The organism is Roseibium sp. LAB1 (genome assembly GCF_054658235.1).
Genome location: NZ_BAAGIB010000002.1, coordinates 1477751 through 1499129, shown reverse-complemented (window position 1 = coordinate 1499129; position 21379 = coordinate 1477751). Strand labels below are relative to the sequence as shown.

Sequence of the window (21379 nt, the reverse complement as noted above, 5' to 3'; positions counted from 1 at the left end):
CCGTCATGCCAAATCGCCGCCCTACTTGAAACACCCCAGATGGACCCCTTCGAAATCGCTTGAGCAGGCCACCAGGCTCATCAGGGATTTCTGGGCATCGGTGAGGCGGGAAGCCGGGACTGGGGCCTCGAGGCGGATGGTGGCGGTCCGGTTGCCGGAGCGCAGGGCGAGCCAGTAGTAGGAAGTACCGTTTTCGGTATCCTCGCCGGACCGCACCAGGACATTCTGTTTGTCCTGGCTGTATAGAACTCTGGTTTCTTCCGCCTGCTCGGCCAGCTCTTCAAAGAGTTTCGCAGGGCCGGTCTGTTCGACAATCGTCAGCCCTGCGCCAAGGTAGCTGTGCGACCAGGGCGTGGCGAACAGTGTCTCGGCCGGCCAGGGGCGGCTGTGACTCGGCAATTGCGGGTTGGCGACCCTGCCTTTGGCAGCTTCGATGTCTGCCGTCACCGTGCGCGGAAGGCCGTTCAGATTTTCTTCCGGATCCATCAGCACATGGTTGAGTGGCCCGAGTTTGATGAAGGCGTCCGTCGCCCTTCCACCCCGATAGCCAAGGGCCGACCAGCCGCCCTCGTTCGACGTATGAAACGAGAGCAGTGGTTCGAAGATCTCACCGTCGCTGACAAGCCGGTAGAGTGACATGGTGTCGACGGTGCCGGTCTGCTTGTCTCGCGGAATGCCGCAGCCTGCGACGTTCAAGGGCCGGTCGGCAAGGTCGTAAAGCCGGATCCTGTCGCCTTCCGGCGTGCGGCCGTCGTTGGTGTCTTCAAGCAGTGATGCGTCGAGCAGGCTCAGGGGCTGCTCGTAATGCAGCGCGGCAAGGCGGCTGCACACGTTGAGGATCTGGTCCTCGAACGGGATCTCCAGAAGGGCCGGGTCGAAGCTGGGCAACTGCGCCCTGATTGCGAACAGTGCGGCAGGTGTGTCTATTTCGTAAAATCCGTCCGGTCCCATGCTGATGATCCGGTCCAGCACGTGTTGACTGACCGAATAGCGTGTCAGGTTCTTGACGATGTCGGCGATCGCAAGCCGGGTCAGGTCGAGAAGCTGGCCCAACTGGCCGCTGCGGACGGCCGCCACCGCCGTGTCCTCGGTGAAATAGGGCGAGTGGAAACCAACCCGTGCCCCCGGTTCGATGGTGCGGTCGATGAAGGTGCCGATACCGCCTGTCGGCCAGAAGGATGAGCCGCCCAGAAACGCCATGGCACAGGCCGAAACGCAGGTGTCTCCGGCTTCAACCACTGTCGCAATGGTGTTGTTTCTGAAGAAATCCGCAAGCTTCACCCCGGCCGAATAGGATCCTCCCGGGCTCGCCAGCGAGACGACGGCGCGCGGTCCGCCAAAGTCGTTGCTACAGGCCGCACCCGAACAGCGCGCAAGCCGAGCGAAATCCTCTTCCACCTGCCGGCTGTCTTCCGCCCGGATCTCCCCTTCCAGCCGTAGATGCACCACCGGCGCAGCATCGCTGTATCGATAGGACACAAGTGTCAGCTCTGCGGCTATGGTTCCCTGGAATGAGACCAGGAGCGCGGCGAGAAAAAGCCCGGATCGGGCAAGCAAACCGAAGGACATGGCAAATCAGGTTCTCGAAAAGGCACGGCAACCGCGCTGGCCCCAAGGACGAAATTCTTCGGGGGAGACAACAGGCGGGCTGCTGCTTGGTTTGAAACACAATTTCGGAAAAACATAGCACGGGAGCAGCTGTTTATACATGGCAGGAACGTACCGCTCCTGCGCTAGCTCAATATTAGAAAGTGCGGAAAAGTGCAGACGAGCGAAGTGCGGAGCTACCATGTCGAACTTTGCAATTAGCTAAGGTGAAATGACGGTTCTCAGCTTACCCTTTCCCAGGTGAGGGGCCCTTCCGGCGTGGTCGTCAACGAACTTTTACGTGTTGATTTGCGAAAGACTTCGGGATTATTTTCTTCAACGAGAAGTTTTTTCGATGGTTGTATTTGATATTTTTCGTTGGGGGGTAAAATGGCCGGTAACCTGAATTCAGTCGATGACCCAAACAGCGTGCCCTGGTTTGATTTGTCGTGCAAAGGCCTCGGAGCCACTATTTCCAAAATTCCACTTGCAGGGTTCACTGCTGACATCGTTTGCGGACGGATTCAGGCGCGTGATGATTACATGAGGATCCATCCTTTGCTCATGGAGAATGTGGATCTGAAAAATCCGAACGCCCGAACGGTTCTGTATCTTTGCGAACAGATTATCCGCACAGCGGAGTTCGGTGCGTGCAGGCAGAATTTTCGGCGCCATTACATCGATGGAAAGAACAGCGGCCCTCTGACGAACCCGCAAACAGCGTTGATCAAGAAATTGCCACAGGATCCGAAAAACATAACCTTCGGCTACTGGGCAGCGCATTTCTAGGGTTTATGAGCTGATAAATCGAAGCCTTGCCCGCTTCGCGAGGGAGCTTCAGCTTTCCCCGCGTGAACGCCTTGCCCAGATCTTCAGGTCAACAATCACCTTCACCGTCGCGGCCACTGCCAAAGCGCAAAGCGCGGCCTTGGACAGTGTCTCCATGGTTCCTTCGATCAGGAGGGCATGAACCACGCTGCCGGCAACGGTGACCGTTGCCAGAACGGTATGCACGCGGCGCCAGGTGCGTGGAGCAAGGGCGAAGCGCCTGCGGAATACGGCGAGGAGTGCTGCGGCAAAGACGGCCCACATGGCGATCACGCCCCAGGCTGAAAACGGTGTCGGCGATCTGAAAAGGAGGGCGTCGATCACGTCCGGAGGGCTGGTGATCCAGAGCCCGCCGACATGGACGGCAATTGCAGATATCAGCAAGGCGCCGGTCCAGCGGTGCAAGCGCCGTCCGCGCAGACCGGCAGTGCCCGGCAGATAGCCTCCGGCCAGCAAGGGCTGCAACAAGAGCAGCGCCATCGCGGCAATGCCCGCAAATCCGGCGGCGATATAGACCGGTTGGCGCCATTGCAGCAGCGGGCTTGCCGAAGCGGCAAGGATCGGCACAAGAACGATCATTGCCAGGGCAGCCCATATCAGGGGTGCGCGAAGGCGCTTCATGCCGTCCGGCAGGTCCGTATCACGGAGGTCTGGGTCAAGCAGGCTGCAGCACGAAATGTGCTTCCAGGCTGGTATCGGCCGAGCTTCTCATCACCGGCCGCAGAAAGACGGTTTCGAACTCTCCGCTGTCATAGGCCAGATGGCCGTGGGGTTGGCCGAAGGCCGGAACGATCTGCGGCATTTCCAGGCGGAACACGCCATTGGCATCTGTAAGCGTTGCGCCATGGCTGCGCTGGTCGCGCTCATGGCCTTCGGTTGTGTGTGCCCAGATCTGAATGCGCTGGCCGGCCAGTGGTGCTCCGTCGCCGGCGCGTCGCACGGTGCCGCTCATCCAGAAGCCGCCACCTCCGATCCTGTCGACAATCGGCGCACCGGGCCGATAGTTATTGGAGCCGCCCCGCATCGACTGCGTTGGCGTGATACCTTTTGCCTGGGCCGGGACACTCCAACCGGATACGCCCGTCACCAGAAAAGCGCTTCCGGTGAGGAGCAGGCTGCGGCGGGTCATGAGGCCGGTTGTCATCATCGATCTCCTGTCGGGCGTTTGGGCCCGGGTCGTTTTGGGAGGCCGGGCGCGTCCGATAAACCAGTATAGGGCGCTTCCGGGCATTTCCGAGGCGTTCGGGCCGCTCATTCCCTGCGTCGTGCTCACAGCTGCGTGAGCGGCGGGCCTTCCCGTTTCCGACATTACTGCAACTGAAACGGCCAAAGAGAGGCCTGGTCCCGGCAGAAAGCGGAATGGATCGGCGCCCCTGTGTTTGTGAAAAATGAGAGCATCTAACCCTTGGATTTCGCCCGGTGACCCCGGCCGGAAGATTGCCCGCCCATAGCTTCGCACGTAGGATGTCGACATGGGGCGTATTCTGGAAACCGAGCTCTACCCGCCGGTCAAAGCTTTTCTTGTTGCACAGGGATATGAGGTAAAGGCCGAGGTCGGTTCGGCTGACATCGTTGCCTGCCGAGATGGTGCGGACCCGGTGATTGTCGAACTCAAGACCGGGTTCACCTTGAGCCTGTTTCATCAGGCGGTCGTGCGCCAGTCGGTGACCGATGCGGTCTATGTTGCGGTTGCCCGGGGCAAGGGTCGGCAGTTTATCCAGTCGCTCAAGAAAAACCTGCAGCTTGCCCGAAGGCTTGGCCTCGGGGTCATTACTGTCAGGTTGCCGGATGGCGTTGTCGAGGTGCATCTGGACCCGGCGCCTTTCACCCCGCGCAAGTCCAAGCCGCGCAAGGATCGGCTCCTGCGGGAGTTCGCCCGCCGGGTGGGCGACCCGAACACCGGCGGCTCGACGCGCACCACGCTCGTGACAGCCTATCGGCAGGACGCGATCCGCTGCGCCGAGCATCTTTCCGCCAACGGCCCCAGCCGCGGCGCGGACGTTTCCAAAGCAACCGGCGTTGCCACGGCAACACGCATGATGGCCGACGATCACTACGGCTGGTTCGAACGGGTGGAAAGAGGCATCTACGCCCTGACGCCCAAGGGACTGGCATCTTTGTCTGGCCCTGACGAGGCGACAGAGGAGGGGCCGCTGAAGGACGCCCCTAAAGCCCGTCGATCGGTGCGTTGAGCGAATAATACTCGATGATGTTGCCGTCCGGATCGGTGAACTTGAACAGACTGATCGGTCCTTCGCTGATCAGGCCGGGGGTCTTGATCGCTTCGGGGGCGATCGTATCGACATGCCGGTGCGCTGCCTGAATGTCTTCGACCTTGATATAGGGCACGGCGTTGCCGCCGAGCTTGGCGTCCGGCGCAAAGGTCTGCTTCGAAATGACGGCGAAGAGGCCACCGGCCACATCGAAACCGATGAAGACATCCGTCTCGATTGTTGGGTCGGCGCTGAAGATGTTTTTGTAAAACCCTCTGGAGCGTTTCAGGTCGTCGGAAAGCACATAGACGCCAAGTCTCTGAAACGCCGCTGCTTGGGAATTCGTCATGTCTGTCTCCTGCGCTTGAAGCGCTGTTCCGCTGGTCAGAAAAAGGACCGCAAGGATCCTCAAAAGGTGTTTTTTCAGATTTCGGGTCATGGTCTCCGGACGCTTCCAACTCTGGTGTCAGGGTCCTATAAAGACCCCCTGCTGACACCGTGTTGGCAGCATCGTGCCGGGGAGACGGGCCATGCGGCGCGCGGACAGACTGTTTGAAATTATCCAGATCCTGCGCCGGGTGCGCCGGCCTGTGTCCGCCCAGGCGATTGCGGACGAACTGGAGGTTTCCAAGCGCTCGGTCTATCGCGACATCGCCACCTTGACCGCGCAGCGCGTGCCGATCCGGGGGGAGGCCGGGGTCGGCTATGTTCTGGAAGAAGGCTTCGACATGCCGCCCCTGATGCTGACGGCGGAAGAAATCGACGCTGCCGTTCTGGGCGCCTTGTGGGTTTCCACCCGGGCCGAGCCGGAACTCGCCAGGGCCGCGGAGAACCTGATCGCCAAGATCGAGGCCATCACGCCGAAACCCTTGCGCCGCCACATCGAGACCGCCGCGATGAGCGTGCGGCCTGTTGGCCCGGCATCAGAGGACAAGGTTGATGCAGCCATGCTGCGGCAGGCCATTCTGGAAGGCAGGAAGGTGTCGCTTGGTTACTGCGACGGAGACGGCAAGGAAAGCCAGCGTGTGGTCTGGCCCGTGTTGCTGGGCTACCGGGATGAAGGCAGGATTCTCGCGGCCTGGTGCGAGCTGCGTCAGGGCTTCCGCTATTTCCGCACCGATCGCATGACCTTCGCCGAGGCTCTGGATCAACGCTATCCGGAAAGCCGTGGCGCCTTGAAAGAACGCTGGCGGAAGGCCATGGATGCCGAGCGGGAAAGCTACTTCCCGCGCGCCTGATCGTGAAACCTCACCCCTTGCGCCCCAGATAGACCGCCTGGGTCACCTCGCGCCCGTCCTGCAGCGGATTTGCGAACACCACCGGTTCGGCCCAGGCCTCGTCAAATGCCTCACCAAGCAAGGCGGTGATGGCCTCGTCCGGGGCCTCGTCGGACCACAGCCCAACGATCCCGCCCGGTTTCACGAACCGCTGCACGGCACGCAGACCCTCGGGCGTGTAAAAGCCTTTCGAGCCGCCGTGCAGCAGACGTTCCGGCGTGTGGTCGATATCGATCAGAAGCGCGTCATACTGGCGGCCGGGTCTGCCGGCATCAAAGCCTTCTTCCGAGGCTGCCATGGCGAAGAAATCGCCCTGCACCAGCCGGCAGCGCGGGTTGTCGGCAAGTTCGGTTTTCATCGGCACGAGGCCTTCCTCATGCCAGCGGATCACCGGCTCCAGCAGGTCGACCACGGCAAGGTCGGCAACGCTCTCATGAGCCAGGGCGGCCTTTGCGGTGTAGCCAAGCCCAAGTCCGCCCACCAGCACGTCCAGCTTGTCACCGCTGAGGGCCGCAAGCCCCTTGTCCGCCAGCGCGATTTCCGACGCGGTGAACAGGCTCGACATCAGGTGTTCCTCGCCAAGGAGGATTTCGAAGACGTCGGTCTTCAGGGCCAGGATATGCCGGCGGCGCAGGGATATCGCGCCGATCGGTGTCGGGGCGTAGTCCAGTTCTTCAAACATAGCACTCATCCGGGCACCGTGACCGGTCAGCGCGGTTTTGGAAAGGGATGTTTTCAGCTGAACCGGCGAAATATTTCACGCGCGCACAAGGGCAAGGCGGTAGCGCCTTCAGCCAGCGGGAAATTCTCCATCTTCCGTCAGGCCGGTATCAGCTTGCGCCGTGCCTTGCCGAACAGGAACAGGACGAGAATGCAGAAGGCCGCCATGCCGGCTCCGGCGATCAAGGCGATGCCGGCGTTTCCGGTCCAGTCCGCCAGTTCTCCGGCAACCCGCGGGGCAACCATCATCACCACGTAATAGATCGAGAAAAAGACACCCATCCCGAAGGTTCGGCTCGCCGGTGGCAGAATGGACGACGGCAGGGTCATGATCGGTCCGGCCGCAAGCGCGAACAGTCCGCCGACGATCAGAAAGACCACGGCAACGGCGAAGGGTGGCAGAACCGGCACCAGCGGCATCAGCACGGCAAAGGCGGCGAGACTGACGATGATGATCGCGTTCGCCCGGCCGGTCTTGTCGGCAAGGATGCCGCCAAGCGGCACAGCGACGGAAAAGACGACCATGAAGGCACTGATCACCGAGCCAGCTGCCGCCAGGGTCCATCCCTGGTCCTTGAGCAGCGCGGGGCCGAAGCTGAACACCATGGCAAGTGCCGCGTTGTAGAGCGCCCAGATCGTGCTGGCGAGTACCAGGGCGTAGACGGGAAGCTGGGCGATCCGCAGGCTTGGTGCCGTCGTGGCGCCCATGGGCGAACGGTAGAACAGCAGAAGCAGAACCAGCCCCGCCAGAATGACCGCGGTAACGGCCCACCAGGCCAGGGTCAGATCGCCGGAGGCGGCGATCAGGGGCAGCGTGAGCAGGGCGGCGGCAATCCCCACGGGCCAGGAATTGATGAAGATAGCCATCGCGGTGGATATCTCCTTTCCGGCAAACCAGTCGACCAGCATCTTGGTCATGACGACGTTGAGGATGACCCCGCCGGCACCGGCCAGCAGCCGGGACCCCACAAGCACGTTCCAGTCCGTCACAAGGGTCGTCAGCCCGCCGCCGGCAAGCATCATGACCATGCCGAGCGCAACCACGCGCTTGTCGCCGAAGCGCACGGCGATGGCGCTGCCGGGAATGGCAATGACGACACCCGGAGCCAGATAGAGGCCGACCAGCAGCCCGATGTCGGAAAAGTCCGCCGAGTAAGTGTCGATGATGAGCGGCGACAGGGCGCCGATCGACTGGAACTGGAAGGCCATGGTGAAGCGGGCAAAGAAGAGGACGGCCAGTATCAGCCAGCGGTTCGATAGCATGAACGTCCTCCCTTGCCCGCCAGGGGCGGACCCTAGCAGTACACGGCAGGCCTTCAAGCGCAAGCTGCGCATGTGTGCGGACGCCGGCAAGGATGCGGGATTTCCGGCGACGCTATGTGCTAAACGAAACTCCCGGCTCGGGACCGGCCGCCAAGCCTGTTCGTGTGGATGCACGGCCCTGCATTGCTGAACGGCTCAGCTCTGCTGTGCACCCGGTTTCAGATGCACCGGCGCGTCGTTGGTCTGGGTGGTCAGCTCAGCAAAACCGCTCAGGCCCGATTCCTTGCGCTTCCGAGTAGCGGTCGCCGTGGGCCCAGCCGACGGGCAGTACGGCCTCGATACGCTCCAGATCCGTTGCCGTCAGGGTCAGTGCCGCGCCCGAGATGCATTCACGCAGGTGCTCCACGGAGCGCGTTCCCGGGATCGGGATCACATGCGGCCCGCGGGTCAGCAACCAGGCGTTTGCCAGCCCCGCCGCCGTCGTCCCCATCTCCGCCGCAAGCTTGCGGAAGCCTTCCATGATGCGCAGGTTCTCCGTCAGGTTCGGCTCCATGAACCGCGGGTTGGTGCTGAGAAACGGCAGCTCGGCGATCCGCTCGCGCGGGATCGGATGGTCCGTCAGCAGCGAGCGGCCGACGGGCGAGAACGCCACCATGGCAACACCAAGTTCGGCGCAGGCCTGCACCAGCCCGAGATCGGGCGCGCGCGTGGAAAGCGAATATTCCGATTGAACGGCCGCGACAGGAAACACCTTCATGGCGCGCCGCAGGGTCGATGGCGCGATTTCCGACAGGCCGATGGCGCGGGTCTTGCCCTTTTCAACCAGCCGGCCGAGATTGGCCGCCGTTTCTTCCGGGGTAAAGCGCGGGTCGCGGCGATGGGCGTAGAACAGGTCCACGCACTCCACGCCAAGCCGCTGCAGAGACTTGTCCAGCTCGGCTTCAAGGTGCTCCGCCGAATTGTCGAAGCTGCGGTTACCGTCCGCATCGGTGGTGATCGTGGCCTTTGTCGCGATCACGAATTCGTCCCGCGCACCCGGATTGGCTTTCAGATAGGTGCCGAGGGCGCTTTCCGATTTGCCCATGCCGTAGACATTGGCCGTATCCAGATGCGTGACACCCAGATCGCGGCAGGCATTCAAAATGGCGTGGCTTTCCGTTTCGTTCGTCGGCCCGTACATGTCGGAGAAGGACATCGCCCCATAGCCGATGGCACCCACTTCCGGCCCGTTGGCGCCCAATCTGCGTTGTTCCATGTGTCCCCTCTACGTGCTGGAAAAGCTGAAGAGTTCTTTTCTTAAGCCATTGCCCCGGGCGCTGAAAGGGCGGAAGTGGCAGCTCAGTGGGTGTTGATTTTCTGGCCAGGTGCGGACAAGACTTCCGAGGCAGTCTGCTGTTTTGGGGCCGTTGCCGTCATTCTACGCCGATTCATTCACCGGCAGCTTCCCGCCGCAATTTCGGTCGTTCGGATGGCGCTGGCGACTTTTTGAAAGCCGACATTGTCTTATTACTTAGCTGTGAGCGAACGGACTGTTTCGAAATTTGTATTCTAGTCCCGCAGGCTCACCACTTCGTAAGAAAACTCAGTAACGCCGAACCGGTAGCATGAAGCGCGGAAGTGCGTGCAGGAAAATAGATGGAGCACTCTCGAATTGCGCCGATTATCGCCGGATCAACGATCAAGTTCCGCTTCCAAATTTGGGCGCGGGCAAAGCAAGATCATGTCTGCCTGACAACTAATCGCCATGCAAGTACCCGGCACCGAGCAACACACCTCGAACAATCCAATCCGGCCTTGTATCCGTGCTGTGAATTTTTGGCACTTGTTAGCTGCGCTGTTGATGCTTGATTGTATCTATCATTCCATCAACTCTATCTATTGCGTGAGATTTATCTTCCCATATTCTGACGGAAATAGTTGGGCGAGTTGATTCAATAAAATGACAGTTAACGGTGAATCGGAATTAAAGAAACAATGAATTCCTCCACAAGTCATCCATTACACTTTGATGTGAGTACTGGCCTCAAAAGTGTGCTCGGCAGCGAACTGATAACCGACGATGAAGTCGCTATATTTGAACTAGTAAAGAACTCATTCGACGCCAAAGCTAAAACGGTTGAACTTTATTTTGGCGAGTCAACGATCACAATCGCTGACGATGGCATAGGCATGTCATTTGATGACATTAGAACCAAATGGCTTTTCGTTGCCTACTCATCAAAACGTGAATCCAATCGTGGGGCCGATTTTCGAGATGATATCGCCGAGCGGCGAAACTATGCGGGCAGCAAAGGCATCGGCCGTTTCTCTTCGGACAGACTTGGTCAACTCATACGCTTACAAACGCGACCGACTTCCGAATGTGATGGCCCTGTACATTGCATTACCATCGATTGGGACCTTTTCGATCGGGACCATACGGAACACTTTGAGAAAATCGGCGTAGATTACGCAGCCCAGAAGGAAGGCTTTGTTTTACCGGTTGAACTAACTGCACCAAAACATGGCACAACGATAACAATTGAAAAGACTCGGCGTCACTGGGGCCGGGAGAAAATCCTAAGACTGAAGTCGGCCTTGGCAAAATTGATAAATCCGTTTGGGGTGTCGACAGACGGATTTCGTATAATTATCCACGCTCCTGCTGAGCAAAAAGCAGATGAAACCGAACGCTTACAATTCCAGAGAAAGGGATCGGAAGAAAACCTCAACGCCATAGTAAATGGCGAAGTCGGAAACTTTATTTTTTCTACGCTGCAGGAAAAAACGACGTTTATTGATGTCGCAATCGACGATAGTGGCGAGTACATCGAGAGCACTCTTACCGACCGCGGTGAGCTCATATACCGGATACGGGAGCCCAATGAATTCCCTCTACTCGCTAAGTCCGGTTTTAAGTGCCAAGTCTTCTTCTTGAACCAGTCTGCGAAGGTTACGTTCGCGCGACGGATGGGAGTGCCCTCCGTTCAATTTGGCTCTGTTTTTCTCTTCAGAAATGGCTTTCGAGTTTATCCGATTGGTGAAGAGACGGATGACTGGTTCGGAATGGACCGAAGGAAGCAGCAAGGTTACGCACGCTTTCTTGGGACGCGAGATGTTATTGGCCGTGTTGACGTCTCAGGGACCGATAGCGATTTTCAAGAAGCATCCAGCCGAAATGCCGGTCTTATCGAAACACCCGCTGTTACACAGCTAAGGAAATGTTTCCGTGATTACTGCCTCATCCGATTGGAGCGTTATGTTGTTCCTGTCACCTTCGTGGACAAAGAGGATAAAAACACCAGCGACGTTTCCCGCCTGTTGACTGATCCAGGTCGGGCTCGCGTTGCGGCGGCCGTTGCAAAGCTTGTTGATGATAAAAACGTAGAACTACTCGAATACAGCACGAGGCTGATTGGAATTCTAAGCGAGCGCTCGGCTCAATTTGAGGCCTCACTCAGCAGCTTGCGAGCCATAGCTGAAAAAACCAAAGATAGGGGACTATTCGGCAATATCGAGGCAGCAGAAAAACGCTTTGAGGAACTCAGAGAAGCCGAAGAGCGAGCACGACGGCAAGCCGACGAGGAGAGGCGAGCCAAAGAAGCTGCTGAAGCACGAGCTTATGTTGCAGAGAAAGTCGCAACTGCTGCAACAGAACAGTTAGAGGAAGAGCGCAAAAGAAACCTTTTTCTATCTTCTATTTCGACACTCGACACCGACACCATACTATCTTTGCATCATCAAGTGACAATCTATGGAGGAGCTATTCAGCAGAAGATAGAAAACTTTTTAGTTCGGATATCAAAACACACGACTGTACCCACCTCTGACGTCGTTGATGCCCTTGAAGCGATTTCCTTTCTCAACAGCAAAGTCCTCGGCGTTTCAAAATTTGCGACTAAGGCGAATTTTAGGTTGGAATCGGAAAGTATCGACGCAGATCTGGGAGAATACATTGAGCAATACATTAATGGTGTCGCAAAAGATTTCCTGTCGGGTCCCTTGAGCATCAGCGTTGAGAATGATGGCAAGGGCTTTCAGGAGAGGTTCAAGCCGATAGATGTGTCTGTGGTTATCGATAATCTCATAGCGAATGCTCGAAAAGCACGAGCTACGAGAGTCAAATTTGAGATCAATCATCCCAGTAAGTCGACAATTCATATCAAGGTCAGTGATAATGGACGTGGTTTCAGCCAGCATATCGAAGAGCTCGATCGGATATTTGAAAAAGGCTTTACGACAACCGACGGTTCTGGCTTAGGCCTCTATCATGTTAGACACGTTCTTGGCGAAATGAACGGGACTATCGAGCCCATTAAGATAGATGGCCAGCGCGGAGCGGCATTTCTCATTAGGATAGCAAAATGAGATTAGATTTTAATGTTCTCTGGGTCGAGGATCAGCCTGCGAATGTCACGGATCAGCAGGAACGCATAAGCCATCTGATAAGAAAAGAGGGCTTTCGGCTTCAAGTTCAATTTGCTGGATCAGTTGACACAGCTAAAGAATACTTAGCAGACGATATCTATGGTGACCATATTGACCTCATCTTGATGGACTATGATCTAGGTGCAGGAAAGAATGGGGCAGACGGGCTGAGTGAAATAAGAGAAATATTCCCATTTAAGGATCTTATTTTCTACTCCGCAAACGCCACCGTACAACTGACTCAGATGGCGACTGAAAGAGATATTCAAGGTATATTCACAGCCTATCGGCTTGATCTTCCCGGCGTTGTCGAAGGTGTATTCGAAAATCTCGTAAGAAAAGTGCTAGATATCGATCATTCGCGTGGGATCGTGATGGGTGCAACGAGTGATATAGACAAAATTGTGTTTGATGGGCTTTCGAAGATATTTGATGGTTGCAGTGATGCCCAAAGAGGCCAAGCACTTGAGGCGATTCAGCAGCGCTTAGACGAAAAACAAGAAGTTTTTGAAAGATCTATAGAAGCTATTAAAACTGTAAAGCACGTGACCGAACTAATCGACCATCACGGCATATACACAAGTGACGATCGTTTCAGGTTGCTTCAAAAACTCATGAAGCAACTGGGTCTACACACCGAGCAAAGCAAGCACTTTGAAGGCTACCGTACAGCTGTGATGCCAAAGCGTAATGATTTGGCTCATATCCGCGTCGAACGAACAGGGTTCTCTCGCAAGTTTTATGACCGGAAGGGGCAAGAACTCACAGCAGAAGATATGCGCTCTCTCAGGGTTGCACTTCTAGACTTTCAAGAAATCTTGGACGAGGTTTTTCCCTGACGCCTACCTTCGGAAGTTCGTTTTCCTTGAGCAGTTTTGCAATCGACAGACCTATAGCTTCCGCAACAAGTGGGGGGACTGCATTTGCGACTTGGGTGAATCTTGGCACTTCCGACTTACGCCGCTCTCCACCGGTCGTATACTTTCCCTTAAAGGCAAACCAGTCGGGAAAGCTCTGAAGCCGCGCGTTTTCCCTGACACAAAGGGTGCGTGGTTCTGAATAGTGAATTAAGTCATCCGGCATGCTTGTAACGGTGGGTGATGGAGCGTTGGGATCAAGGACTCGAATCGCGCTCTTCTTAAGGCCAAAACTCGCCTTTAATTCCGAAGATAGCGATATGTTGAGTCGCCCATCTGCATGACATAGGTCGATAATCTTCGCAAAACGAGCCACAATTTCAGGCTTGTGCCGGGCAAGCCTTGTATCGGGCGGAATTCCTTCCCACCCGTCGTTCATAAGATTTTGGTAGGATGTAAGCGGCTCTCGATATGATATGTCGTGGAATCCGATGCTGTCGCGGCTGGGTATCTTGCCATTGCGCGCAACCTCCAAATCTGAGATAGCGGCCTTGGTGGAGACAGGTACGCTGGAAATGCCTTTATGGCGGAGAAATGCCTGACGATCCCGCTCAACTATGGCGAACAGCTCTAGAGGGTCTATTCCACTTCCCTTCTTAAAACCAACTATAAAGAACCTATGGCGCTTTTGTGGGACGCCGAAGAAAGATGTATCTATCATCTTCGTGGAAACATTATAATCCTTACTGAGGGCATTTATGATCCACTGTGCATAGTTCAATTTGCTGCCATCTTCGGTACCATCGTTGAAATCAGTCGTGATGCCTCGCACGTTTTCGATTAAGACGGCGCGGGGTTTCAGAAGATGCACAAATGCAAGGTATTGCTCTACAAGCCGATTTCGTGGGTCACTGGGATTGCGCTTGCCTGCGCTGGAGAAGCCCTGGCATGGCGGCCCTCCGACCAACAGATCCACTTTGCCCGCGGATGCAGCAAGCCGGTGGCTTTGTGCTTCTAACAAGTCCGCGACATCGGTAGCGACCTTTGGAAGCCAACTCGGCCAAGAGAACTGAAATCGAGCTTCTGGTGCGATCAGATTATCATGCAACGTTTGAAAAGCGTTGGCATCGCGCTCGACTGCAAACAGCCCTTTCCAGCCTGCCTGCATCAGGCCGAGACTTAGCCCACCGCAACCCGCGAATATGTCAACAAAGCTATAAGCTGGTGTCAGGTGATCGTCCGCTCGGACTATATTAGTGTCAGAAACTTTCATACTATCCCCGCGGCGACGCAATGCACATTATGCCGACGGTTGTCAATAAGCGCCAGATCATGCTTACAAACAAAGAGACTAAATTTATGTTAGCAAAATCACCCGCCTAAAATCGTCATTCACACCACCGGCCAAACATTTGGTATTCCATAGTTTTTCTCGGCAATCAGCGACGAAACAATTTCGCGATGCTCAAGCACTTAGATATTTTGAACGAAGTCCAAGATGCGACGATAGAGGCAATTACGGCTACTCGAGACGCTATTGATTCGCTTTTTGTGGCTCATGCGCCGCCGACGGTCGTTGATATGACGCTCAAACGGTTGTTTGCGTACATGTCCGAACGAAGTCAAGCGGTCTCATATTTGGTCAGTTCAGGTTACCCTTGGGATGCGGAGATTGTTCTTCGGCCTCTCTATGAGGTCAATGCAAGGATTTGGTTGATTTGCTTAGCATCAGACGAAAAGGGCCGCGAAGCGCTTGTGGCGGAGTTCCGAGGCGAACATGCAGAAATACACAACCGGAAGCGCGCCAATCGAGCAGTAGCAGCAGCAGCAGCAGTCGTAGGATCAAAAGATACCAAAAGCGACAAGATGATCTTGTCTACCTTAGCCGATGATCGTTCATTCACCTTCAGCTACGCCAACAAGACTCTGCGAAAGAAAATTGAACAAAAGTGGTCGTTTACTGAGATTGTGAGGTTTTTGGAGAAGAATGCGCCCGATGACTTTGACATGACTACGATCGTTGGCATGTTGCATATGTACGGGTTAGCAAGCCACCTTATCCACGCTGATTCAGCAGCACTTGATCTCATGGTGGACAGAAAATTGAGAAGCTCAGAGGAGTGCGCTATCCTTTCGGCAGCACATCTTTGCCGAATCTTTAGCGACCAAGCTAGCCTTTGGTTGTTTTCTGCATTGGCTCTAGCCCATCGCTTTGCGGAGAGAGGGGCGATCCGCGATGAGGTATTCAAGAAATATGCCCGGATTCACGAACTCTCTGTGCCGATTTCGGAGGAGTTTGAGAAGAGTCAAATGGCGTTCTATGCAGGGATCAAAGGATAATCCTCAGGGTAACTTCGGCCGCCCTAAGGTCTAGGCATTGATTGCCGTACTGTGTTTTAGGCCGGTGATGAAGTGCTACTGCGTAGACGACATTGGCAGCCATGATATTGACCGCCGGACTTGATGCAAACAGACACTGCATGCCTGCAGCTCACACGCAGTCTACGTTTTTAGTATAGGGCTTTGAACGCGCGCAGTCCACTCCCGGCCCGTTTTCGGGCATTCGTTCCGACCGCAGCAAAATTCCACTCCCCACCCATCTCACACATCACCCCTCAATGAAAATCCCGGCTTGGGAACAGCCGCTTGGCCTGTTCGCGCGGGTGCATGGCGCGGGTGCGTTGTGCGTCTGATTTCAGATGCACCGGCACGTCGTCGGTCTTGGTGGTCGTCTGGCCCAGAACGTCGTCGTTGGGGTGGCCGAGAAGCGACAGGTCGCGGGAGCGATCCTCGATGTGGTCGGCGATCAGGTGAACGACCATGCCTTCGCGCTCCAGCCGCCCGGTGACCTTGAGGAGCCGTCCGCCGAGAACGGCGGGCCGGAATTTTTCGTACATCTTCGGCCAGACAACCACGTTGGAAACGCCGGTCTCGTCCTCCAGCGTCAGGAAGATCACGCCCGAGGCCGTGCCCGGGCGCTGGCGGGTGATCACCAGCCCGCAGACGGAAACGCGGCGCGCCTCGCGTGGGGTCAGCGCCGCCAGCCGGTCATGCGGGGTCAGATGCGGGATATGCGGGCGCAGCAGTTCCATCGGGTGGGCGCGCAAGGTCAGCCGGGTGGACAGGTAATCCTCCACCACTTCCTGCCCCAGATGCATGGTGGGCAGGAGGACATCCGGCTCGAAGATCGCTTCGCCGTCGATGGGGTCGTTGAAAAGCGGCAGCGGTTTGGGGCTGCGGATGGTCTTCACCTGCCAGAGCGCGGCCCGGCGGCTGAGCCCCATGCCGGCAAAGGCATCGGCTTCGGCCAGCCGCTCCAGCGTGGCCGGCATGACGCCGGTGCGCAGCCACAGGGTTTCCGTGTCCGGGTAGCCGTTGCCGCGGGCCGCGACGATCCAGGCTGCGTCCTCCTCGCGCAGGCCCTTGATCTGGCGAAACCCCAGGCGCAGCGCCAGCGCGCCGTCGCTGCGCCGCTCCAGGGTGTTGTCCCACAGGCTGGTGTTGACGCACACGGGGCGCACCTCCACCTGGTGCTCGCGCGCATCGCGCACGATCTGCGCCGGGGCATAAAAGCCCATCGGCTGGGCATTCAGCAGCGCGCAGGCGAATTCGGCCGGGAAGTGGCATTTCAGATAGGCAGAAACATAGGCCAGCATGGCAAAGGCGGCGGCATGGCTTTCCGGAAAGCCGTATTCGCCGAACCCCTCGATCTGGCCGAAGCAGTTCTGGGCGAATTCCAGCTCGTAGCCGCGCTCCAGCATGCCGGAGATGAACTTGTCCTTCAGCTGCCCGATGGTGCCCATGCGCCGGAAGGTGGCCATGGAACGGCGCAGCTTGTCGGCTTCCGAGGGGGTGAACCCGGCGGCAACCACGGCGATCTGCATGGCCTGTTCCTGGAACAGCGGCACGCCAAGCGTCTTGCCCAGCACCTCCTCCAGCGCCTTGGAGGGGAAGGTGACCTTCTCCCGGCCCTGGCGGCGGTTGATGTAAGGGTGCACCATGCCGCCCTGGATCGGGCCGGGGCGCACGATCGCCACCTCGATGACGAGGTCGTAGAATTCGCGCGGGCGCATGCGCGGCAGGAAGTTCATCTGCGCCCGGCTTTCCACCTGAAAGACGCCGATGGCATCGGCCACGCACAGCATGTCATAGGTTTTCCTGTCGGCCTGGGGCACGGTGGCGAGTGTCAGTTCCTGGCCATGGTGGGTGTCGATCAGCTCGAAGCACTTGCGGATGCAGGTCAGCATGCCGAGGCTGAGCAGATCCACCTTCAGGATGCCGAGCGCGTCGATATCGTCCTTGTCCCATTCGATCACCGTGCGGTTTTCCATGGCCGCGTTCTCGATCGGGCAGAGCGCGTCGAGCCGCCCCTGCGTGATCACGAAACCGCCGACATGCTGGCTGAGATGACGCGGAAAGCCGATGATTTCGCGGATCAGCTCGATGGTCTGGCGAACGCGCGGATTGTCGAGATCGAGCCCGATCTCCTTCATCCGCGTTTCTTCCGGTCCCTTGCTGGAACTGCCCCAGATCTGCCCGGCCAGCGCGGCGGTGACATCCGCATTCAGCCCCATCACCTTGCCGACCTCGCGGATCGCGGCGCGGGTGCGGAAGTGGATCACCGTGGCGCAGAGCCCGGCGCGGTGGCGGCCGTATTTTTCATAGACATACTGGATCACCTCCTCGCGGCGCTCATGCTCGAAATCGACGTCGATGTCCGGCGGCTCGCCCCGATGTTCGGAGATGAAACGCTCCGACACCATGGTGATGGTTTCCGGCCCCACATCGGTGATGCCGAGCGCATAGCAGATGATGGAATTGGCCGCCGAGCCGCGCCCCTGGCACAGGATGTTCTGGCTGCGGGCAAAGCGGATGATGTCATGCACGGTCAGGAAATAGGCGGCGAAGGCAAGTTTGCGGATCAGCTTCAGTTCCTTTTCCGCCAGCGCCAGCGCATGGTCCGGCACGCCCGCGGGATACCGCCTTTCCAGCCCCTCGTAGGTCAGCCGTTCCAGCCGCTCCTGGGGCGGTTCGTTGCCCGTGATCTCGTCCGGATATTGGTAGGAAAGTTCGGACAGATCGAAGCTGCAGCGGGTGGCGATCTCAAGGGTCCGGCGAAGGGCCGCCGGATGGTGGCGGAACAGCCTTGCCATATCCTCCGGCGCCTTCAGCCGGCGTTCGCCATTGGGCAGGGCCCGTGTGCCGATGTCATCGATGGTGCAGCCTTCGCGCAGGCACGTCAGCACGTCGGCCAGCCGGCGCCGGCCGGCATGATGCATCATCACATCGCCAACGGCGACCATCGGCGCGGCAAGCGAATGGGCGGCGCGGGCGCAGGTGCGGAACCAGGCCTGATCGGTGCCGTCATAGCGGGGCGCCGCGCCCAGAAACACATGCCCCGGCGCTTCCTGGCGCAGGCGGCGAATGTGATCCTTAGCCGTCTCACAAATCGTCTCGCGGGCCATCTCCGGCTGCGGCAGGGCAATCAGGATCATGCCCTTGCAGGCGTTCATGAGGTCGGAGAAATTCAGGTGGCACTCGCCCTTTTCCGCACGCCGCTTGCCGAGGGTAAGCAACTGGCTCAGCCGCTCATAGGCGGCACGGTCGGTCGGCAGCGCCACCCAGTGCAGCGGGCTGTCCTGCAGGCAAAGCCGCGCACCGACAATCAGCCGCGGCAGCTTCAGCATCTGCGGCGCAGGCAGGGGCGGGCTCGTGTTCGTCTCCTTGCGGGAGGAGGTGTCGATCTGCGAATGCGAGCGGATCTGAACGCCTTCCTCGGCCGCCGCCCGCTTGATCTCCTTCAGCGCCGAATAGGCCCGGACAACCCCGGCCAGCGAATTGCGATCGGTAATGGCAATCGCATCGAGATTGAGCATGGCGGCCCGGGTCACCAGCTCCTCCGGATGGGAGGCCCCCCGCAGGAACGAAAAATTCGACGTCACCGCCAGCTCCGCATAGCGGACCGGCTCTGGCCGGAAGTCGTCAGGAGACGGAAGCACGCTCATCGGCAAGCCTCCCTGTTCTTTCCGATGATTTTCTTGGAAAGACAGATGCACGAGACCCCGTGTCCCTGCGTGCCGTGCTTGGCCGGGAAGGCGATGGACGCGGGGCGTGACCTGCGGAAACCCATCAGCCGAACTCCCCTTGCACGAACCAGCCCGGATGCTGGGGCGTGTGGAACAGCCACAGGCGCTGGCCCTGGTGGGTGGCGATGCGCCAGTAGTCGCGCAGGCCCTTGGCCCAGCTGTCGTCCAGGTCCCACCAGGCGGGGGTGATCCGTTCCGGCCCCTCGGCCTCGAACACGGTCAGCGCCCGGCCGCGCCAGCGGAAGCGCCGGGGCGGTTCGAAGCCGGTGCCGGAAATCGGTTCGGGCGCGAACAGGCGGATCGGCCGCGGGCGGTTGGCGGGCCAGGCTTGCGCCGGGCGGCTGTAGGCGGCCGGCACCAGCTTGAAGCTGCGCTCGGGAATGTGGCTGTCGACCGGCTGAAACCGCAGGATATTGTCGAGGCCCACCCGGTTGCCGAGCTGGGTGATGAGATCATCGAGCCCGTCCTTCTCCAGGCCTTCGGTGCGGTCCAGCTGGCGCATGCCGAGCGGTTCCACCTCGGTTGCCTCCAGGCGGATCATGTCGATGCCATAGCCCGCATCCACCGCGCTGACCCCGCGCTCGAACAGGGCAAGGATCCGTTCCGGGTCGCGCATCGGCCGGGCGAGCTTCAGTTCCACCGCCTGGTTTTCCTGGTCGACCCGGCGAAAGGTCAGCTTCAGGCTGCGCGCGCCTTTCTGCGCGGTGTCGAGCCGCTGGCACAGATGCGCGGTCAGCCGGCGCGCGGCGGCCATGACATCGTCCAGAAGGCCGATCGGGTCGGGCAGGGTCATGCGCACGGCAAAGTCCGGCTCCTCGCCCAGGGGGGAAATCTGCTCGGGCAGCGCCCCCAGCGCCTGGTCGAGGCGGCGCAGGACATCGGGTTCGTATCGCCGGGCAACGGTGGCACGCGGCAGATTGTAGAGCTGCGAGACCGTGGCGATGCCGAGCCGTTCCAGACTGGTGCAGGTCTGGTCGGACAGCCGCAGGGCCGACAAGGGCAGCGGGCCGATGCGGGCAAGGGTCTCGCCGGTCTCGGCAATGCCTTCGGCAAACCGGGACAGCGCCCAGGCCGTTCCCGGGGTATCGGCAAGGCCGAGCCGGGCGGTGAGTCCCGCCCGGGCCAGCCGGGCACGGATGTCGTCCAGCAGAGGTTCCTCGCCGCCCAGCAGATGGGCCGAGCCGGTGATGTCGAGAAAGAGGCCGTTGCGCCCGTCAAGACCCACCCAGGGGCAGTAGCGGGTCGCCCACCGGGCCAGCAGCCGCAGGAAGCGCTGGTCGGCGGCCGGGTCCGCCGGGCGGGTCAGCAGACCGGTGCAGAAACTGCGTGCATGAACCAGCGTCATGCCGCGGTTGAGGCCAAAGCTTTCGGCACGCGGGCACAGGTCGTAAAGGCGTTCGGAATTGCGGTCGAAAAGGCTCAGCGCAAAGGGCGCGTCGACGGGCCGGGCGCGCAGGGAGCGCTCAGCCGCCAGCCTCGGAAACCACAATGACACGATGCGCCGCTGCATCCCAACGTACTACCCATTCCGACAATGTTCCTATTTTGTTCTTTATAAGCGACCAGCGCCAATGAGTCGAGTCATGACCATTTTGACGAGGCACCGGCGCAGGCCCGGAAGTGGGATCGGACGGGGCCGGAATGCCGGTGCTGCGCCAGCGGGTTTCGGCCGCATTGCTGCCGGCGCCTTCCGGGATCAGCAGGATGGCCGTGGTGCGCCCGGCCTCGGCCGCCAGCTGCAGCCGGCGTCCTTCCGTCAGTCCGACAGTGCCGGACAGTTCGGCCACCACCAGCCCGGCAGCGCCGGACCTGAGCGCGGTTTCCGCACTTGCCAGAACGGTCAGCTGGTTGGCGGCGCGGGTCAGAAGCAGCCGGCCCGGATCGCAATAGGGGGCAAGACCTTCCGGGTTCACCGTCGGCCGCCAGTCTTCCGAAATCCACACGACGGCCCCCTTGGTCATCCCGGCGGTTATCGCGGCAAAGGTCAGTGCGCTGTCGCCGCATACTTCATGGGCGCGGGCGTGTTTCAAGGGAAAGACGGAGGAGAATTTCAAGGACATGCAAGGATCGTCTGTAGCAATCGGTTGGATAGAGCCTAACCCATGGAGACGGGTTGCGGAACCGGATAGAGGCAGTGTCCA

General features: G+C 58.9%; 17 protein-coding genes. 6 read left to right on the top strand and 11 right to left on the bottom strand.

The window, feature by feature from the left end; all coding sequences use genetic code 11:
• Nucleotides 1-21: 21 nt before the first annotated feature.
• A complete protein-coding gene (locus ACYQ54_RS16835; protein ID WP_460084265.1) occupies nucleotides 22-1569 on the bottom strand; it encodes a COG3904 family protein in 1548 nt (515 codons plus the stop codon).
• 408 nt (nucleotides 1570-1977) lie between these two features.
• Here ACYQ54_RS16835 and ACYQ54_RS16830 point away from each other — a divergent pair, with 408 nt between their 5' ends.
• The gene (locus tag ACYQ54_RS16830) at nucleotides 1978-2376 is read left to right on the top strand and encodes a hypothetical protein (RefSeq protein WP_460084262.1); all 399 of its coding nucleotides are present in this window, start codon (nucleotides 1978-1980) and stop codon (nucleotides 2374-2376) included.
• A gap of 48 nt (nucleotides 2377-2424) precedes the next feature.
• On the opposite strand, the gene ACYQ54_RS16825 is transcribed toward ACYQ54_RS16830, so the two are convergent.
• Nucleotides 2425-3036 carry a ferric reductase-like transmembrane domain-containing protein gene (locus tag ACYQ54_RS16825; RefSeq protein WP_460084259.1) on the bottom strand — a complete coding sequence of 204 codons (612 nt, stop codon included), beginning with the start codon at nucleotides 3034-3036 and terminating at the stop codon, nucleotides 2425-2427.
• A gap of 34 nt (nucleotides 3037-3070) precedes the next feature.
• On the bottom strand, nucleotides 3071-3559 hold the full coding sequence (locus ACYQ54_RS16820) for a twin-arginine translocation pathway signal (RefSeq protein WP_460084256.1): 489 nt from the start codon (nucleotides 3557-3559) through the stop codon (nucleotides 3071-3073).
• A 328-nt stretch (nucleotides 3560-3887) separates the two neighbouring features.
• Here ACYQ54_RS16820 and ACYQ54_RS16815 point away from each other — a divergent pair, with 328 nt between their 5' ends.
• Nucleotides 3888-4607, top strand: a complete 720-nt coding sequence (locus tag ACYQ54_RS16815) for a DUF2161 domain-containing phosphodiesterase (RefSeq protein ID WP_460084254.1) — start codon at nucleotides 3888-3890, stop codon at nucleotides 4605-4607.
• Here the strand turns inward: ACYQ54_RS16815 and ACYQ54_RS16810 are convergent.
• On the bottom strand, nucleotides 4582-4977 hold the full coding sequence (locus ACYQ54_RS16810; protein WP_460084251.1) for a VOC family protein: 396 nt from the start codon (nucleotides 4975-4977) through the stop codon (nucleotides 4582-4584). The two genes, ACYQ54_RS16815 and ACYQ54_RS16810, sit on opposite strands and share 26 nt — an antisense overlap.
• Nucleotides 4978-5158: 181 nt before the next feature.
• Here ACYQ54_RS16810 and ACYQ54_RS16805 point away from each other — a divergent pair, with 181 nt between their 5' ends.
• Nucleotides 5159-5866: a helix-turn-helix transcriptional regulator gene (locus ACYQ54_RS16805; RefSeq protein WP_460084249.1), complete on the top strand. Its 708-nt coding sequence runs from the start codon at nucleotides 5159-5161 to the stop codon at nucleotides 5864-5866.
• Nucleotides 5867-5876: 10 nt separating this feature from the next.
• On the opposite strand, the gene ACYQ54_RS16800 is transcribed toward ACYQ54_RS16805, so the two are convergent.
• From ACYQ54_RS16800 to ACYQ54_RS16790, 3 genes are all read right to left on the bottom strand, one after another.
• Nucleotides 5877-6587, bottom strand: a complete 711-nt coding sequence (locus ACYQ54_RS16800; protein ID WP_460084247.1) for a polyamine aminopropyltransferase — start codon at nucleotides 6585-6587, stop codon at nucleotides 5877-5879.
• A 137-nt stretch (nucleotides 6588-6724) separates the two neighbouring features.
• The gene (locus ACYQ54_RS16795; RefSeq protein ID WP_460084244.1) at nucleotides 6725-7888 is read right to left on the bottom strand and encodes an MFS transporter; all 1164 of its coding nucleotides are present in this window, start codon (nucleotides 7886-7888) and stop codon (nucleotides 6725-6727) included.
• 256 nt (nucleotides 7889-8144) lie between these two features.
• Nucleotides 8145-9143 carry an aldo/keto reductase gene (locus ACYQ54_RS16790; RefSeq protein ID WP_460084242.1) on the bottom strand — a complete coding sequence of 333 codons (999 nt, stop codon included), beginning with the start codon at nucleotides 9141-9143 and terminating at the stop codon, nucleotides 8145-8147.
• 719 nt (nucleotides 9144-9862) lie between these two features.
• Between ACYQ54_RS16790 and ACYQ54_RS16785 the strand changes: the two genes are divergently transcribed.
• Entirely contained in the window at nucleotides 9863-12235 is a 2373-nt protein-coding gene (locus ACYQ54_RS16785; protein ID WP_460084239.1) for an ATP-binding protein, read from the top strand.
• The gene (locus tag ACYQ54_RS16780) at nucleotides 12232-13134 is read left to right on the top strand and encodes a hypothetical protein (protein WP_460084236.1); all 903 of its coding nucleotides are present in this window, start codon (nucleotides 12232-12234) and stop codon (nucleotides 13132-13134) included. Before ACYQ54_RS16785 ends, ACYQ54_RS16780 begins: the two co-directional genes overlap by 4 nt.
• Here the strand turns inward: ACYQ54_RS16780 and ACYQ54_RS16775 are convergent.
• Complete coding sequence (locus tag ACYQ54_RS16775) at nucleotides 13082-14425, bottom strand: DNA cytosine methyltransferase (protein ID WP_460084233.1); 1344 nt, start codon at nucleotides 14423-14425, stop codon at nucleotides 13082-13084. The genes ACYQ54_RS16780 and ACYQ54_RS16775 overlap by 53 nt on opposite strands.
• Nucleotides 14426-14613: 188 nt before the next feature.
• On the opposite strand from ACYQ54_RS16775, the gene ACYQ54_RS16770 reads away from it, so the two are divergent.
• Nucleotides 14614-15492, top strand: coding sequence for a DUF5677 domain-containing protein (locus ACYQ54_RS16770; protein ID WP_460084231.1), 879 nt, complete (start codon nucleotides 14614-14616; stop codon nucleotides 15490-15492).
• A gap of 275 nt (nucleotides 15493-15767) precedes the next feature.
• Here ACYQ54_RS16770 and ACYQ54_RS16765 read toward each other — a convergent pair whose 3' ends face one another.
• The 3 genes from ACYQ54_RS16765 to ACYQ54_RS16755 form a co-directional block, all read right to left on the bottom strand.
• On the bottom strand, nucleotides 15768-19157 hold the full coding sequence (locus ACYQ54_RS16765) for an error-prone DNA polymerase (RefSeq protein ID WP_460084228.1): 3390 nt from the start codon (nucleotides 19155-19157) through the stop codon (nucleotides 15768-15770).
• A gap of 124 nt (nucleotides 19158-19281) precedes the next feature.
• The gene (locus ACYQ54_RS16760) at nucleotides 19282-20748 is read right to left on the bottom strand and encodes a Y-family DNA polymerase (RefSeq protein WP_460084225.1); all 1467 of its coding nucleotides are present in this window, start codon (nucleotides 20746-20748) and stop codon (nucleotides 19282-19284) included.
• A complete protein-coding gene (locus tag ACYQ54_RS16755; protein ID WP_460084222.1) occupies nucleotides 20702-21298 on the bottom strand; it encodes an ImuA family protein in 597 nt (198 codons plus the stop codon). Before ACYQ54_RS16755 ends, ACYQ54_RS16760 begins: the two co-directional genes overlap by 47 nt.
• Nucleotides 21299-21379 lie beyond the last annotated feature (81 nt).

Coding starts and splice junctions, on each gene's coding strand:
- ACYQ54_RS16835 (WP_460084265.1), bottom strand. CDS start 1,569: ATGTCCTTCGGTTTGCTTGCCCGATCCGGGCTTTTTCTCGCCGCGCTC.
- ACYQ54_RS16830 (WP_460084262.1), top strand. CDS start 1,978: ATGGCCGGTAACCTGAATTCAGTCGATGACCCAAACAGCGTGCCCTGG.
- ACYQ54_RS16825 (WP_460084259.1), bottom strand. CDS start 3,036: ATGAAGCGCCTTCGCGCACCCCTGATATGGGCTGCCCTGGCAATGATC.
- ACYQ54_RS16820 (WP_460084256.1), bottom strand. CDS start 3,559: ATGACAACCGGCCTCATGACCCGCCGCAGCCTGCTCCTCACCGGAAGC.
- ACYQ54_RS16815 (WP_460084254.1), top strand. CDS start 3,888: ATGGGGCGTATTCTGGAAACCGAGCTCTACCCGCCGGTCAAAGCTTTT.
- ACYQ54_RS16810 (WP_460084251.1), bottom strand. CDS start 4,977: ATGACGAATTCCCAAGCAGCGGCGTTTCAGAGACTTGGCGTCTATGTG.
- ACYQ54_RS16805 (WP_460084249.1), top strand. CDS start 5,159: ATGCGGCGCGCGGACAGACTGTTTGAAATTATCCAGATCCTGCGCCGG.
- ACYQ54_RS16800 (WP_460084247.1), bottom strand. CDS start 6,587: ATGTTTGAAGAACTGGACTACGCCCCGACACCGATCGGCGCGATATCC.
- ACYQ54_RS16795 (WP_460084244.1), bottom strand. CDS start 7,888: ATGCTATCGAACCGCTGGCTGATACTGGCCGTCCTCTTCTTTGCCCGC.
- ACYQ54_RS16790 (WP_460084242.1), bottom strand. CDS start 9,143: ATGGAACAACGCAGATTGGGCGCCAACGGGCCGGAAGTGGGTGCCATC.
- ACYQ54_RS16785 (WP_460084239.1), top strand. CDS start 9,863: ATGAATTCCTCCACAAGTCATCCATTACACTTTGATGTGAGTACTGGC.
- ACYQ54_RS16780 (WP_460084236.1), top strand. CDS start 12,232: ATGAGATTAGATTTTAATGTTCTCTGGGTCGAGGATCAGCCTGCGAAT.
- ACYQ54_RS16775 (WP_460084233.1), bottom strand. CDS start 14,425: ATGAAAGTTTCTGACACTAATATAGTCCGAGCGGACGATCACCTGACA.
- ACYQ54_RS16770 (WP_460084231.1), top strand. CDS start 14,614: ATGCTCAAGCACTTAGATATTTTGAACGAAGTCCAAGATGCGACGATA.
- ACYQ54_RS16765 (WP_460084228.1), bottom strand. CDS start 19,157: ATGAGCGTGCTTCCGTCTCCTGACGACTTCCGGCCAGAGCCGGTCCGC.
- ACYQ54_RS16760 (WP_460084225.1), bottom strand. CDS start 20,748: ATGCAGCGGCGCATCGTGTCATTGTGGTTTCCGAGGCTGGCGGCTGAG.
- ACYQ54_RS16755 (WP_460084222.1), bottom strand. CDS start 21,298: ATGTCCTTGAAATTCTCCTCCGTCTTTCCCTTGAAACACGCCCGCGCC.